The following is a 15,950-nucleotide window of genomic DNA, read 5'->3' as shown; positions in this document are numbered from 1 at the left end:
TAAAAACAGGAAAACGCCAACAGGCGGCCATCCCACGGATAATTACTTACCGCGAACCAACGGCAGATTCTCACCGCTCCAACCTGACAAACCGTTTTTCAACGTGTAAACCTGAGCAAAACCTTCCTTGATTAGCACTTCCGCCGGCTCTTTTGAGCTGGTGCCGTTAGCGCAGAGTACGACAACCGGACGATCTTTATGTTTATCTAAAACGGCAAGCGTGCCATTTTTGATGTCTGTTGGCGTTAAGTTGATCGCCCCAACAATGTGCCCTTTACGGAATTCATCAATGGTGCGGGTATCAACAACAACAGCATCCTCAGAGTTAATCAGTCGGGTTAAATCCGAATTACTGATGTCTTTAATTTTAGATGTCGCTGCTTTCAATGTAGTAAAAATCACGGCGATCAATAGGCCAACCCAGGCAAAACTAAGTACCGGATGGTTACTGACAAATTGCATTGCTTGTTCCATGGAGGATAACAACTCCCGCTGTTTGGGATTAATAATTAAGGTTAAGGAGTATACCTGCGCCCAGTGTCAATTACAGCCCAAATACTGACAACAGTGCAGAAAATACGGCATGTCTCTAAAATTTTATCAAGAGTTTGGGTTTGTATATATTGAAAAATAGCAAAAACATGTATCAATGTCTGATTTTTACGCTTATTTTTTCTGATTGTAGTAAAATCGGGCACAGCAATGATACCTATAGCACCTATCGTTACCTCTAATTTTGCAATGTGGTATAAAAACGGCGTCAGGTATAAATACAGCAGATTTCAATGTTATTTACGAGGTTATTGAATGTCGAGCACAAAAAAACCCATGGTTCTGGTCATCCTTGATGGTTATGGTTATCGAGAAGAACAACAGGATAACGCCATTATCAACGCCCAAAAGCCGGTTATGGACAATCTCTGGAAAAATTATCCGCATACCTTAATTGCCGCTTCCGGCTTGGATGTTGGTTTACCTGATGGTCAAATGGGGAACTCTGAAGTAGGCCACGTTAACCTTGGAGCAGGACGTATTGTCTATCAGGATTTAACTCGTCTGGATAAAGAAATTAAAGACGGTGACTTCTTCACAAATACAGTGTTAACCGCTGCCGTTGATAAGGCTGTGGCTACTGGTAAAGCAGTTCATATTATGGGCCTGATGTCACCAGGTGGCGTTCACAGTCACGAAGACCATATTCTTGCGATGATTGACCTGGCAAATAAACGCGGAGCCAAAGCAATTTATCTTCATGCGTTTTTAGATGGTCGTGACACCCCGCCCCGTAGTGCGGAATCAACACTGAAACGATTCACTGATAAGTTTGCCCAGTTAGGTACTGGTCGTATCGCCTCCATCATTGGCCGTTACTATGCCATGGATCGCGACAATCGCTGGGATCGTGTACAGCTTGCTTACGACTTACTTACCGATGCTAAAGGTGAATTCACCACAGCAGATGCCGTATCTGGATTACAGAACGCCTACGCTCGCGATGAAAATGATGAATTCGTTAAGCCAACCGTGATTCAAAAAGCGGGTGAGCCTTCTGCTGCAATGCAAGATGGTGATGCATTAATTTTCATGAACTTCCGCGCCGATCGGGCCCGTCAGATTACTCGTACGTTTATTAACCCTGATTTTGACGGATTTAAACGTAATCGTGTGATTAAATTCAGCGAGTTCGTGATGTTGACCGAATATGCCGCCGATATTAAAGCTGTCTGTGCTTATCCACCAGAGTCACTTAGCAATACTTTTGGCGAATGGTTGATGAAACATGACAAAACTCAATTGCGTATTTCCGAAACCGAAAAATATGCACACGTCACTTTCTTCTATAATGGTGGTGTAGAAGATCCGTTTACTGGCGAAGAACGTATTCTGATCAATTCACCTAAAGTAGCAACTTACGATCTCCAGCCTGAAATGAGTTCAGCTGAACTGACTGAAAAACTGGTTACGGCTATCGAAAGCGGTAAGTATGACGCCATCATCTGTAACTATCCAAATGGTGATATGGTTGGTCATACTGGCGTATATGAAGCAGCGATTAAAGCCGTTGAAACGCTGGATGCCTGCGTAGGCAAAGTGGTTGAGGCAGTAGAAAAAGTCGGCGGTCAATTACTGGTAACTGCTGACCATGGTAATGCAGAACAAATGCGCGATCCGGCAACGGGTCAGGCCCATACAGCCCATACCAGTTTACCAGTGCCGTTAATTTACGTCGGTAAACAAGCTCAGGTCGTTGAAGGTGGTAAGTTATCTGACTTGGCACCTACCATGCTAAGCCTGATGGGAATGGAAATTCCAAAAGAGATGACTGGTAAGCCACTATTCATCGTGGAATAATCCCCTTCTATGAAGGGAAAAAAGTTTTTTCACTATCCACAAGCCATTAGGGGGTCGATCGTGCGGATACCAAAGCAGTACTCTGCGCAAACTATATCGACCCATCGTTTTGGCCTGTCTCTGATTTGTGCTGGCATACTCTGTGCCAGCACTTTTCTCTATTCTTATCCAGCCCATTCAGATGATAACAAACAGCAACTCAACACCGTGCTGCAAGATATTGCTGAAAAAGAAAAAAATGTTAAGCAACAACAGAAGCAACGGGAAACATTGCAAGCTCAGCTACAAGAGCAAGAAAAAACCATTGCACAATCTAGCCTGGCACTGCGTCAAACACAGGGCGCCTTAACCACAATCAGTGGTGAGATAGGTTCCATTAACGGCAATATTAAGCGGCTACAGAAACAGCAAAATACGCAACAGGATTATTTAGCTCAACAGCTAGAAGCCGCATTTCGATTAGGTAAGAGCTCTGAGTTACAGTTAATTTTACAGGGAGAAGAAAGTCAGCGTAGCGAAAGAATTCTCGCCTACTATGGCTATCTCAATGAGTCCCGTCAAAAAACGATTAATCAGTTACAAGAAACCCAAACAGATCTTGCCCTTGAGAAAAATAAGCTACAGCAAAAACAAACTGAACAAAAAAACCTGTTGGGCCAACAAAAAAATTCTCAGGAAAAATTAGAGTCGGCTCGTCAAGCGCGCAAAAAAACGCTCGGAGAGTTGGATATCTCCATTCAGGCCGATCAGCAAAAATTGGCTGAACTCAAGAAAAACGAAACCCGACTGAGAGATCAAATCGCCAAAGCTGAGCGTGAGGCCAAAGCCAGAGCGGCACGCGAGCAGCGTGAAGCCGAAAAATTGTTAGCTAAACAGCAACAAGCTAAGAAATCAGGCTCAGTATATAAACCTACCGAAGAAGAACGCTCCCTGATGGCACGTACCGGTGGGCTTGGTCGCCCAGCAGGACAAGCAATATGGCCAGTCAGAGGCGCCATCAGTCACCGCTTCGGTGAAGCTCTTCAAGGTGAACTACGCTGGAAAGGTATGGTTATTAACGCAACAGAGGGCAGCGAAGTGCATGCCATTGCCGATGGTCGCGTTCTCCTAGCCGACTGGCTACAAGGTTATGGTCTGGTTGTCGTCGTTGAGCATGGTAAAAGCGATATGAGCCTGTATGGCTATAATCAAAGCGCACTGGTCAGCGTTGGCAGTCAGGTAAAAGCAGGCCAGCCAATCGCGTTAGTTGGCACCAGTGGAGGTCAGGGTGAGCCATCCCTGTACTTTGAAATTCGCCGTCAAGGTCAAGCAGTTAATCCACAACCATGGCTTGGAAAATAGTAGTGACCTATTTAAAACGCTTATCCATTATTCTATGCGGTCTGACTTGCTTTAGCGCCAGCGTTACTGCGGCGCCAGCTCGGCTAGCCATCGTTATTGATGACTTTGGTTATCGTAAGCATAATGAAGAGCAGGTCCTGCAAATGCCAGCGGCTATTTCGGTTGCTGTCTTACCCAACGCCCCACTTTCCCGAGAAATGGCTCTGAAAGCCTATCAGCAGGGACATGAAATATTGATCCATATGCCGATGGCTCCACTCAGCAAACAACCCTTGGAGCGTGACACGCTGCAACCGACAATGGGTCAGGAAGAGATCCGTCGCATTATCGCTCAAGCCATACATAACGTTCCTCATGCCAAAGGCATGAATAATCATATGGGTAGCGCCATGACATCAGATCTGGCAGCGATGCAATTGGTTATGAAAACCCTTAGCCATTATCAACTCTACTTTTTAGATAGTATGACCATTGGCAGCAGTAAATCAACTCAAGCAGCAGCAGGTACTTCAGTTCAAGTAGTAAAACGAAAGGTTTTTCTGGATGACGATCAAAACGAAGCGGCCGTACGCAAGCAATTTAATCTTGCGGTAAAAATGGCACAAAAAAATGGTTCAGCGATTGCCATTGGCCACCCTCATCCCAGTACGATTCATGTTCTACAACAAATGCTCCCCCAACTACCTCCGGATGTTGTTTTAGTGCCAGTGAGTGCATTGTTACCTGACGCACCACATGTGTCCTACCCACCACGCAATCCACTTGAACCGGATACAGAAAAAAAATCGACCGCGTTCCATATTAATCTAGCCTCTCGCTGCCCTTCCCTCGAATCCATGAATAAAATAAACCCTCAAGCAGCCTATAAAACCTTAAAATATACCTTGGGCTCATCTCCTGCTATCTGGTCAGGCTATTCATATCTGACTTACTGCAGCATTTCATCACAAACAGCGTCGACCCCGGTCAATGCCAAACAGCCGTAATGAGATAGATATAACGCAATAAGTCATGGTTAATTGAACAAAAATAGTGGCTACGTTACTATTTATCACTTCGAGTCCAATGGTGGTCAGGTTATGTTTCCTTTATCAGTATGTGTACTAACATTTAATTCAGCGCGGTTATTAAAAGATGTTCTCACACCGCTAGCAGAAATTGCCGATGAATTGATTATTGTAGATTCAGGAAGCAGTGATGAAACCCTTGAAATATGTCAGGAATTTGGCATTAAACCGGTATATCGCGCCTACACCACCCACGGCGAGCAAATGAACTATGCGATCTCACAGGTAAGCAACCAGTGGGTTCTCTGCATGGACAGTGATGAAATACTCGACCCAAAAACGGTAGAAGAGATCAAAAAAATCAAATCCGGAGCCATGCCGGACCCCCATATGGCTTTTCGTATTTCTCGCCACTGGTTTGTACTCGGACAAGAAGTGCATAATATCTATCCGGTAACTTCACCTGACTACCCCGTCAGATTATTTAACCGGGAATGTGTTGGCTTCAATAACCAACCGGTTGATGATGCCGCGGAAGGCTACAGCAATACGGCAGTGATTGCGGGTTTTGTTAAACACGATACCTTCTTTTCTATTCACGAAGTGTTTAACAAACTCAATGGTTACACTACCCGACTGGTTAAATACAAGCACGTGAAGCCCTCTCTGGCTCGCGGCATGTTCAGCGCATTCGGTTCTTTCTGGAAGTGGTATATCTTTAAAAATGGCTGGAAAGATGGAAAAGTGGGTGTTGTTACAGGAACCTATGCCGTTGCTTACAGCTTTATGAAATACCTAAAAGCCTGGTACCAGAACGACGCCAGCCCCAAAAAATAATTCTCCGATGTTTCCGGACAATTAACCAGATTCAGCCTTGTGGTAATCTAATGGCAAGGTACAACTATCACATTGACGATGTTACCTTTGGCGGCATCAGATAAATATTCATATTGGAAAAATGGTGAACCCATGATTATTGTAACTGGCGGCGCAGGACTTATCGGCAGCAACATTATTAGAGCATTAAACAAAACCGGATATCAGGATATTTTAGTTGTTGATAACCTAAAAGATGGAACAAAATTCGCCAATCTGGTGGATTTAGAAATTGCTGATTATATTGATAAAGAAGACTTTATCGCCCATATTCTGGCTGGTGACGATCTGGGTGATATTGACGCAGTATTCCATCAGGGTGCCTGCTCTGCCACTACCGAGTGGGATGGAAAATATATGATGGACAATAACTATCAGTACTCAAAAGATGTCCTACATTATTGTCTGGATCGTCAAATCCCATTCCTCTATGCCTCATCTGCCGCGACCTACGGTGGCCGCAGCGATAACTTTATTGAAGAACGTCAGTTTGAACAGCCACTAAACGTTTATGGCTACTCAAAATTCCTGTTTGATCAATATGTTCGCCAGATATTGCCACAGGCTGAATCTCAAATTTGCGGATTCCGTTATTTTAACGTGTATGGCCCAGGTGAAAATCATAAGGGCAGTATGGCCAGCGTCGCTTTCCATCTCAATAACCAAATCAACAAAGGTGAAAATCCAAAGCTGTTCTCTGGCAGTGAAGGATTTAAACGAGACTTTATCTACGTTGGCGATGTCGCCGATATGAACCTGTGGTTCTGGAAGCATGGCACCTCCGGAATTTTTAACTGTGGAACAGGCCGTGCAGAATCCTTCCAGGCCGTTGCTGATGCGGTATTAGCCTTCCATAAAACGGGACATGTAGAATATATTCCATTCCCCGAACACCTGAAGGGTCGTTATCAATCCTATACTCAGGCAGACCTGACTAAGTTAAAAGCCACTGGCTACGATTTGCCATTCAAAACGGTTGCTGAAGGAGTTGCAGAATATATGGCTTGGTTAAACAAAGATCGAGCATAGCGCTCAGTCCAAGTCTGAACGCCTTGAAAGCCCTGGGTAAAAAACCCGGGCTTTTATTTTAACCACATGAAGAAGGTATTACGGCCGAACAACCGGAGCAAAACGAGCATGAAAACGTTAATTATCGGACCATCTTGGGTTGGTGATATGATGATGTCACAAAGCCTTTATCGTACATTAAAGGCGGAAAATCCGGCGGTAGAAATAGACGTTATGGCTCCGGCTTGGTGTCGCCCTCTGTTAGCCAGAATGCCCGAAGTCAATCAAGCACTACCCATGCCTTTGGGCCATGGCAGTCTGGCTATTGGCCAACGTTACCAGTTGGGAAAACAACTGCGGGCTGAAAAATACCAACATGGCATTGTATTACCTAATTCGTTTAAATCAGCTTTGGTACCTTTCTTTGCCAATATACCAAAACGTACCGGCTGGCGCGGGGAAATGCGCTACGGTTTACTGAATGATTTACGCGTTTTAGATAAGTCAGCATTTCCGTTGATGGTTCAACGCTATGTGGCTCTGGCCTATGATAAGCAAAAAATCCAGAGTGCACTGGATATCCCACAGCCGATCCTTTGGCCTCAATTAAGCGTGACACAAAGCGAGATTACTGAAACAACCCACCGTTTTAACTTAAACTCAGACCGCTTAACGATTGGATTCTGTCCCGGTGCTGAATTTGGCCCAGCCAAACGCTGGCCGCACTACCACTATGCCGAGTTAGCCAAGAATCTGATTGAACAAGGATATCAAATTGCCCTGTTTGGCTCAGCCAAAGATCGTCAGGCCGGGGATGACATCACCCACACTCTGCCAACAGAAATGCAGGCATATTGTCATAACTTAGCGGGTAGTACTGAGCTGGAACAAGCTGTCATTCTTATTGCCAGCTGCGCCGCCGTTATCAGCAATGACTCAGGTCTGATGCATATTGCCGCAGCATTGAATAAACCCTTAATCGCTTTATATGGTCCCAGCAGCCCTGACTTTACACCACCGCTGTCTAACGATGCCAAAGTCATTCGTTTGATCACTGGTTACCATAAAGTCCGTAAAGGCGACGCTCAGCAAGGTTATCACCAAAGCTTAATCGATATTCAACCTGAGCGTGTTTTGAATGAACTCAATCTTCTGTTGGCCAGTAAAGGAATCAAATAATGCGGGTATTGATTGTTAAAACATCCTCAATGGGGGATGTATTACATACGCTACCTTCCCTGACCGATGCCCAAAAATGCTTTCCGGATATTCAGTTTGACTGGGTAGTCGAAGAAGGTTTCTCACAAATACCCGGCTGGCATAGCGCCGTCGATCGGGTCATACCCGTAGCGATCCGCCGCTGGAGAAAATCTTGGTTCCATACCGAGACTCGTAAAGAGAGAGCCGCTTTTATTGCCCAATTGCAGGAGCGCCATTACGATGCCGTGATCGATGCACAAGGTCTAATCAAAAGTGCTTTCCTGATTACCCGTAAAGCAAATGGCATCAAACATGGTCAGGATCGCCACTGCGCCAGAGAGCCCCTAGCCAGCTGGTTCTATGATGTAAAACATAGCATCCCCAAAAACCAACATGCTGTGGAACGCACCAGAGAATTATTTGCACTTAGCCTTGGCTATCCTAAACCTGAGCAAAAAGGCGATTATGCAATTGCCCGCCATTTTCTTAACACGCATTCTAAAGATAACGCCTCATATGTGGTTTTTTTACATGCCACAACCCGTGATGAAAAACATTGGCCAGAGCAACACTGGCGTGAGCTAATCTCACAATTGGCAAATACTGGCTTAACAATCAAACTCCCCTGGGGCGCTCCTCATGAACACGAAAGAGCAATTCGTTTAGCTAAAGGCTTTCAACATGTTGAGGTTTTGCCTAAACTATCCCTCAATGATGTGGCAAAAGTCCTCGCCGAAGCAAAAGCTGTCGTCTCGGTAGATACCGGATTAAGCCATCTCACTGCAGCCTTAGATCGTCCAAATATCACGCTATATGGTCCGACTGATCCAGGACTCATTGGTGGATATGGCGAGAATCAGGTTCAGATATGCGCTAATGACAAAAATTTATTGTCCGTACAAGCTTCATCAGTCAAGGATGAACTAGAAAGGTTTATATAATGAAGACGCTACACGTAATTAACTTAGGCAAGCTTGGCGGCGTTGAGCGTCTGTTCCTCGAGTATATCAACAGCGAAGAGGCAAAGAATGATGAGATTCTTTGTATCGGACATCATATTGGCGAAGAAATTTTTACCCAACTAAAAAATAGAAATATCAACTTTGCCAACCGCGTTTGCTCCGGTTTTACTGGACCAAAACTGAAGTACCCATCGTTTATCAGAAAATATATCCTGAAAAAAAAGATAGAACAGGCTAACGCTGATTTAGTTATTGTCTGGGATCTGGTTCCTAGCCTACCAGGCAAGCCATCAAAAGGTAAAATCATCTACTACGATCACGGCTGCTCATGGCGCTACAAACATAATGAAAAAACCCTACGTTTTTTCGCCATGCTAGACGGTTGTTTATCAGCATCTCATGCATCCAAACGCGTCCTACAATTAAGATTTAACCTGCCTTGCCCAATCGAAGTGGTTGTAGACCGGATCATAACACCGAAGAATATTGATAAATCACCAAAAGCCATTGGCGATTGCATCAAAATTGGTACAGCCTCACGACTGGTTGGTCTCAAAGGCGTCAGCGTTGCAATACTAATGATCGATGAACTGGTTAAACGCGGCCAGAACGTTAAGTTTTATATTGCAGGAAAGGGACCCAGCAGAAGTGCGCTGGAAGAACTGGTAGCCAAACTAGGCTTAGAAAATTATATTGAGTTTCAGGGATTTCGTCAGGATTTATCCGAATTTTTTAACGATATTAATATTTATATGAGTACCCCAATTACCGAGCCATTTGGACTATCCTGTATGGAGGCTCTTTATTATGGCGTTCCGGTTATTTTCCCCATGATTGACGGCCAACCCGAAGTGATAAAAGACCAATATTGTGGAATTGGCATTGTTCCCAATATTAATCCTTTACAACATTTAAATGAAACCGGAATTAACGTCGATTTCCCCCATAAAATTTACGACCCAATAAATGACTGTTTAGCTGATGCTTTGGTTTTATCCCATATTGAATGCGCTAACGCAGTTGAAAAAATCGTAAATCATGATTACCAAAACTATCGGGAAAATGCCTTGGAATACGTTAGTAAAACCTTTCAGTATGAAAGGTTTAAGACTGAATTAAATACGGCCTTATCAACTATTCTGAACAGGAAATAAATATGAACCTATCATTTTTCCCAAGCAGCATAGTACTAACCGCTATAGTCCATAGTACTAACATGAGATACTCGGCTATAGATAACTCTTTCATTACCAATTCGTCGGATCTGAAATGAAACGCTTACATATCATCAATTTAGATGGATTAGCTGGTACCGAACGAATGTTAATTCAGTTTATTAACAGTAATATGCATGATGGGGATGAGGACAAAATACTCAATATAAATAATGAGATTAGTCATCAACTTACAGGACATTTACCCAAGGAAAAAATTATTTTTCCTTATCGGGTGTTTCAAAATAACACGCTGAAGCATCTATCCTTTATTCGTAAATATCTGTTAAGACGCGCTATAGAAAAAGAGAATCCAGACTTGATTATTATCTGGGATCTTATTCCAAACTGGGACAAAAAACCGTCCTGCGGTAAGATCATTTATTACGATCATGGTAACTCATGGTATTTTACTAAAAATGCTAAAACCTTAAACTTTTTTTCTATGGTTGATGGTTGTATTTCTGCATCCTTTGCATCCCAAAGAATGCTGCAGCTTAAATTTAATTTGAAGTGCCCGATTGAAACAGTTTCAAATAATATTCCTCATCCCCATAAAATAAAAATACCCAAAGATATCTCTGCCAAACAGATTACATTAGGCACTGCATCGCGGCTGGAGCCGATTAAGGCCGTTGGCGTCTCGATCCTCACCACTATGGAGCTTAATAATCGAGGAATCGATACCAAGCTTTATATCGCCGGACACGGTTCACAAGAAGAAAGCCTAAAAAAACTGGTAAAAAAACTAAATCTGGTAGATAAAGTGATATTTTTAGGGTTCCAAAAAGATCTCTCCGACTTCTATCAAAATATAGATTTCTATATTAGCAGTCCAATTACTGAGGCGTTTGGTTTATCCTGTATGGAAGCCCTTTATAACGGTATTCCAGTGATATTTCCGATGATTGATGGTCAGCCTGAAGTAATCAAACATGAATATTCAGGCCTTGGTTATATGCCAACAATGACCCTTGATGAGTACAGTGAGTTAACCGGTCTGAAAGTTAACTACACTCATCAAGGATACAGTCCTTTAGAAGATAAGCTGGTTGAGCTAAAAGTACCTTCCTATATTGATTATGCTGATGGTATAGAAAAAATCATCAATAAGGAAAAGTACTCAACATATAGCTATAATGCACAGCAATATATTCAGAATGAATGTGACTATAAAAAATTTAATATTACCTTGAAAGAAAAGTTATTATCTTTCTTATAAAAACCATCAGATTAAAAATAATGAGAACTAGTGTAAATATGAAAATAAATATGAGTATGGAAAAAATTAATAATTACTTATTAAATCTATGTTTTTTCCTTATTATGTTGTCAATATCAATTACACTAATTGATGTAAAGATAGCCAGAGTATCATTTTTCGTTGCTTGCTATATTAGCGTGTTTGGCGTGTTGATTGATAAAAAAAACTATAAAAAATTCGTCAAAATACTCCCTATCCCATTGTTAATTCTTGGATTAAGTAAAATAATTTGGTTCTACTATTTCTATAATAATGCCCCAGATATAAATTTAAATACCAATTATATACAAGCAGGTAAAAGAATTATTTTCTGCTCCATTATTATCGCATATTTATTAGCAAACTTAAGAAACACAAATCTCAATAAGAAAATAATTGTTTTTTCTGTAATTCTTTCATTTATTTTTAGTACCATTTTCGCTATTTATCAAATAAAAATAGGCCTTCCTAGAGTAGAATTAAATACCCAAGCAACAGGGGCGGCTTATATGTATTCATGTATAACATTACTACTAATTAGCTATTGTTTGATATCAGCAAAAAAAACCATATCATATATTATTTTATCTATTATATTCCTTATTTCATTTTTTATTATAATCCAGACAGGTACTCGCACAGCTATAATCTTCCATCCCATATTGTTTCTTATATTAGTTTTTTATGCCAGTGGTCGAAAAGTAAGATTGATATTATCTCTATCTTCCATAATGATAACTATAGCTGTCGGTCTATTTTTTAAAACTGAAATAATAGAGAAAATTAATACTACAAATAATGAAATAGCAATATATGAAAATAGTAGAGGAAATGAAGGTTCATCTTTAGGTGCCCGTTTCTCTATGTGGAATGCGGGGATGTATTCTTTTTACCAAAGTCCTATGGGTGCCTCACTAGAACAACGTTATAGCCAAATGAAGTCATATACAGAAAAAGAAAACAAAGATAGAGCCGCTCTAATATTTGCTAATATACATCTTCATAATGAAATCGTTGACACTCTATCATTACAAGGAATATTAGGAGCAATTATTGTTATCTTCTTTTATATTTCAATGTTAGTAAAATCGTTCAGGGAAAAGAATCCAATGCTACTTTCAGTTATATTATGTTTAATAGCATATGGATTAACTGAAGTTATCTTTGTCAGTCGGGAAATGTCTATTCTGTTTAGCCTAATGATACTTTCAGCCCTCCTTCTGAATAGAAAAGAAAAAATAGAAGAGTAATTATATTATTTTCTACTGAAGAGCCTTATTTACATTAAAAAATAAGGCTCTTCAACAAACACTACTCCAAATTAGTCCGATAAAACTCCCCCATCGTCATCCCTTGAGTACGTTGGCTTAGCCACTCAAATAACTCTTCAAGATCGCGATAAAGTTGTTCAATAGACGCATCATCTTTAAACGTTGGACTTCCACCCGGCATAAACTCTGAAGAATGAAGCATAAACTCAACATAATTTTTGCCTTCATCAAGACATTGCTGAGCAACAAACTTCATCTCTTCCACATTATTACCTTTCGGACGTAACCAACGAGTAGACGGTGGGCGTTTTTTACCCCGTAATCTATCGTAGAACTGTTTAAATGAATTATGTAGCGAGCCATATTTCAATCGGGTACTCATTGGTATCTGTAGCAAACTGGAAGTACCCACTTTCGAGATATCATTAAGATCCATAAAATAAGCCGCATCAGGAAAATGACTATAGTTCGTTCCGCCTTTCCCTTTCGGATCGCCTTTAACACCGCTCCAGTCAACATAAGGTGTAACAGAACAGTCAACCAAATAGCCAAACTCATGTAGCAACTGGGCATATTGTTCATTAAACGCCCAGCGCCCAGCCCGATGGCTCACCATCTTTACGCCAAAAGTGCTTTCCAATAAGTCTGTCATAACGATTATTTTTTCCCGCATCATATCAACCGGGTACTCAATCAGATAAGGCTTATAGCGATCGTCATCATCAGTCAGTGGATGAAGTGGAGGGCTATTCCATGCGTGCAAATGCATGCCAACTTCGCCCTGATTATCTGCAATCACCTCTTTGGCAAAAGAGACATAGCCAGGCGACATGGCCATCTCATAGTTAGTCAGGTAAGTAGGCTTAAAACCATATTTCTCACACAGTCGCTGAAATCGCCCAAGAAAATTAGCATTCTGTGTAGAGATCTCTTTGGTATTTACCCAAAGGTTATCACCCTCGGTGTCAATGGAAATAAGGAAAGCCGGCTTCTGCACCATAAAACGCTCATCTTCTCGCTAATATAATAAACTGCCTCATGCTACTCATACTCGCCCACAGGTGCAAATTAAGTCTGTAGCAATTGATTGGCTTAAGGTGCAGTTTATCGCCGTTACTACACCTAAAACCGCCTCATTATGGTTATAATGGAGTTAATTGCTGGCCGCAGGCTACTTTCTCAAGGAATACCCGGTTATGAATCCAATTCGTCTTGCTATTGTTCGGCAAAAATACCGCCCGGATGGCGGTGCTGAACGCTTTATCTCCCGCGCACTGGAAGCATTGAAAGGTCACAACCTTTCACTAAACGTGATTACCCGTGAATGGCAGGGAGAGCAAGATCCTGATTGGCATATTTTCCCCTGCAACCCTACAAAATGGGGGCGCATCAGCCGAGAAAAAGGCTTTGCCCATGCAGCAAGGCAAATCTGGCAGCAAGAAAAATTTGATTTGGTACAAAGTCATGAACGCATTCCCGGCTGCGATATTTACCGCGCAGGGGACGGTGTCCATCGTCGTTGGCTATTACAGCGAGCGCGTATTCTGCCAGTCTGGCGTCAAAAGTTGCTGTTTAACGACAGATATCACCGTTATGTGATGAACGCTGAACGAGAGATGTATGGTGCTCCGGAACTGCGAGCCGTTATCTGTAATGCTGAAATGATAAAACGGGAAATCATGGAAGATTTTGGCGTTCCTGAATCTAAAATCAATGTGATTTATAATGCCATTGATAGCCAACGGTTTATGCCGGGCAATGAACAAATCCGTCAACAAATCAGAGCCCAGCTTAATATCGCCCATGATGCATCCTGCCTTATTTATGTTGGATCAGGTTTTGAACGTAAAGGATTAGCGTCAGCTATCAAAGCCTTAGCGCCAACTTCTCGCCACTTAATGGTGATCGGCAAAGACAAAGACGAAAAACGTTATAAAAATCTGGCTATGGGTTTAGGTTGTCAAAACCGCGTTCATTTTCTCGGTGTACAAAACAATGTACTGCCCTATTATCAGGCAGCTGATGGCTTACTCTTACCAACGCTCTATGACCCCTTCCCCAATGTCATTCTTGAAGCGATGGCCTGCGGTTTGCCAGTGATTACCAGCCATACCTGCGGCGGCGCTGAATTTATTGAGCAGGGAATAAGTGGCTTTGTTTGTGATGCGTTGAATACCAACGCATTGACCGTAGCAATTAATGAGTTACCTCAGCAGGCCTTAGGTTCTTCGATGGGACAGGTTGCCAGAGAAAGAGTCAAACCTCAGGATGCCACTCGACTTTCCCAACAGTTAGTCACTCTTTATCAACGTCTGATGAGTATTTAAATGAGAATTCTATTTGTAATTGACGGATTACCAGGAGGCGGGGCAGAGAAGGTTGTTTTGACACTGGCTGAGGGTATGACGTCATTAGGCCATCGTGTTAGCCTTTTTTCCTTGCGGGACGTTTGTGATTACCCGATTCCCAAAGGCGTTGATTATCAAATTTTACCGGATAACACTCGGGTTTTCTGGCGGAAAATAACTGAAATTCAACGTCGGGCAAAGCAACTCGATCGCGAAATTGTTCGCGCTCAACAAGACGGTGGGGCATTTGATCTGGTGATTTCCAATCTGCATAAAACAGATCGCATCGTCAGCCAGTGCCGCAGTCTTCAATGGTCAAAAGTCTGGTTCAGTATTCACGGTATCTTTTCTGCTTCCTATCTTGGCAATAAGCAAGGCTTCAGCCGCTGGCTTAAACGACAAAAAATTGCACATGTTTACCAGAATAAAAATATTGTCGGTGTATCACAGGCTGCCGTTGATGATTTAATTCAACACTTTAATATCAGTGCGCGAAAAACCACTCAAATCAGCAATCCCTTTGATATTGAAGCCATTCTTAAACTTGCCGCCGAACCTTGTGAATTACCGTTCAGTGATTACCTTATCCACGTTGGTCGTCTGCATCCGAATAAACGCCATGACCGATTACTGAAGGCCTACGCTAAAACCGGGTTAAACTATCCATTAGTGCTGGTAGGTAAAGGCAGTGAAGCCTATACCGAAAAGCTAAAATCTCTGGCGGAAGAATTAGGTATTGCGGAAAAGGTAAAGTTTATCGGATTCTGCTCAAACCCTTATCCCTATATCAAACATGCTAAAACCCTTATTTTGAGCTCCGATAGCGAAGGTTTTGGTAATGTCTTGGTTGAAGCTCTGATTTGTGGCACGCCGGTTGTCAGTACTAACTGTCCGGGAGGGCCATCCACCATACTTACGGGTAATCTAGCTATTGGGCTTGCCGAGATGAACGAAGATTCTCTGGCCGAAAAGATCGTTTTGGTGACAAATAATCCACCAATAATAGAAGAAAAACCACTGCTGGACTATGGTATTATTCCGACGAGTCAAAAGTACCTCGCGCTCGCGAACAATTAATCTGTTTAGAATATTACCGGATGTAGCGTGACATCCGGTCATTGTGGACAC

Annotated in this window: 14 protein-coding genes; 12 read left to right on the top strand and 2 right to left on the bottom strand. The window is 42.2% G+C overall.

Annotated elements, in window-relative coordinates:
* Positions 1-42: 42 nt before the first annotated feature.
* Positions 43-474, bottom strand: coding sequence for a rhodanese-like domain-containing protein (locus BMZ28_RS13935; RefSeq protein WP_047782267.1), 432 nt, complete (start codon positions 472-474; stop codon positions 43-45).
* Positions 475-807: 333 nt separating this feature from the next.
* On the opposite strand from BMZ28_RS13935, the gene gpmM reads away from it, so the two are divergent.
* The 10 genes from gpmM (at position 808) to BMZ28_RS13885 (ending at position 12,453) form a co-directional block, all read left to right on the top strand.
* Positions 808-2,352, top strand: coding sequence for a 2,3-bisphosphoglycerate-independent phosphoglycerate mutase (gene gpmM / locus BMZ28_RS13930; RefSeq protein WP_074824120.1), 1,545 nt, complete (start codon positions 808-810; stop codon positions 2,350-2,352).
* Between the two features lie 9 nt (positions 2,353-2,361).
* Entirely contained in the window at positions 2,362-3,693 is a 1,332-nt protein-coding gene (gene envC, locus BMZ28_RS13925; RefSeq protein WP_047782269.1) for a murein hydrolase activator EnvC, read from the top strand.
* A gap of 2 nt (positions 3,694-3,695) precedes the next feature.
* Positions 3,696-4,679 carry a divergent polysaccharide deacetylase family protein gene (locus BMZ28_RS13920; RefSeq protein WP_373876099.1) on the top strand — a complete coding sequence of 328 codons (984 nt, stop codon included), beginning with the start codon at positions 3,696-3,698 and terminating at the stop codon, positions 4,677-4,679.
* 93 nt (positions 4,680-4,772) lie between these two features.
* Positions 4,773-5,537 carry a glycosyltransferase family 2 protein gene (locus tag BMZ28_RS13915; protein WP_074824117.1) on the top strand — a complete coding sequence of 255 codons (765 nt, stop codon included), beginning with the start codon at positions 4,773-4,775 and terminating at the stop codon, positions 5,535-5,537.
* Between the two features lie 132 nt (positions 5,538-5,669).
* On the top strand, positions 5,670-6,605 hold the full coding sequence (rfaD, locus tag BMZ28_RS13910; RefSeq protein ID WP_074824144.1) for an ADP-glyceromanno-heptose 6-epimerase: 936 nt from the start codon (positions 5,670-5,672) through the stop codon (positions 6,603-6,605).
* A 108-nt stretch (positions 6,606-6,713) separates the two neighbouring features.
* Positions 6,714-7,763: an ADP-heptose--LPS heptosyltransferase RfaF gene (rfaF, locus tag BMZ28_RS13905; protein WP_074824116.1), complete on the top strand. Its 1,050-nt coding sequence runs from the start codon at positions 6,714-6,716 to the stop codon at positions 7,761-7,763.
* Complete coding sequence (rfaC, locus tag BMZ28_RS13900; RefSeq protein ID WP_074824113.1) at positions 7,763-8,725, top strand: lipopolysaccharide heptosyltransferase RfaC; 963 nt, start codon at positions 7,763-7,765, stop codon at positions 8,723-8,725. Before rfaF ends, rfaC begins: the two co-directional genes overlap by 1 nt.
* Complete coding sequence (locus BMZ28_RS13895; RefSeq protein WP_074824111.1) at positions 8,725-9,900, top strand: glycosyltransferase; 1,176 nt, start codon at positions 8,725-8,727, stop codon at positions 9,898-9,900. The genes rfaC and BMZ28_RS13895 overlap by 1 nt, the downstream gene beginning before the upstream one ends.
* 115 nt (positions 9,901-10,015) lie before the next feature.
* The gene (locus BMZ28_RS13890) at positions 10,016-11,182 is read left to right on the top strand and encodes a glycosyltransferase (protein WP_074824108.1); all 1,167 of its coding nucleotides are present in this window, start codon (positions 10,016-10,018) and stop codon (positions 11,180-11,182) included.
* Positions 11,183-11,220: 38 nt separating this feature from the next.
* Positions 11,221-12,453, top strand: coding sequence for an O-antigen ligase family protein (locus BMZ28_RS13885; RefSeq protein ID WP_074824106.1), 1,233 nt, complete (start codon positions 11,221-11,223; stop codon positions 12,451-12,453).
* A 61-nt stretch (positions 12,454-12,514) separates the two neighbouring features.
* Here BMZ28_RS13885 and BMZ28_RS13880 read toward each other — a convergent pair whose 3' ends face one another.
* Positions 12,515-13,471 carry a polysaccharide deacetylase family protein gene (locus tag BMZ28_RS13880; RefSeq protein WP_074824140.1) on the bottom strand — a complete coding sequence of 319 codons (957 nt, stop codon included), beginning with the start codon at positions 13,469-13,471 and terminating at the stop codon, positions 12,515-12,517.
* Positions 13,472-13,670: 199 nt separating this feature from the next.
* Between BMZ28_RS13880 and BMZ28_RS13875 the strand changes: the two genes are divergently transcribed.
* Positions 13,671-14,801, top strand: a complete 1,131-nt coding sequence (locus BMZ28_RS13875) for a glycosyltransferase family 4 protein (protein WP_047782276.1) — start codon at positions 13,671-13,673, stop codon at positions 14,799-14,801.
* Entirely contained in the window at positions 14,802-15,899 is a 1,098-nt protein-coding gene (locus BMZ28_RS13870; RefSeq protein ID WP_074824104.1) for a glycosyltransferase, read from the top strand.
* Positions 15,900-15,950: the final 51 nt, after the last annotated feature.

This window comes from Pragia fontium DSM 5563 = ATCC 49100, assembly GCF_900112475.1.
GTDB classification, from domain to species: domain Bacteria; phylum Pseudomonadota; class Gammaproteobacteria; order Enterobacterales; family Enterobacteriaceae; genus Pragia; species Pragia fontium.
Note: the sequence above shows the minus strand (reverse complement) of the source record. Positions and strands in the feature narration are given on the sequence as shown.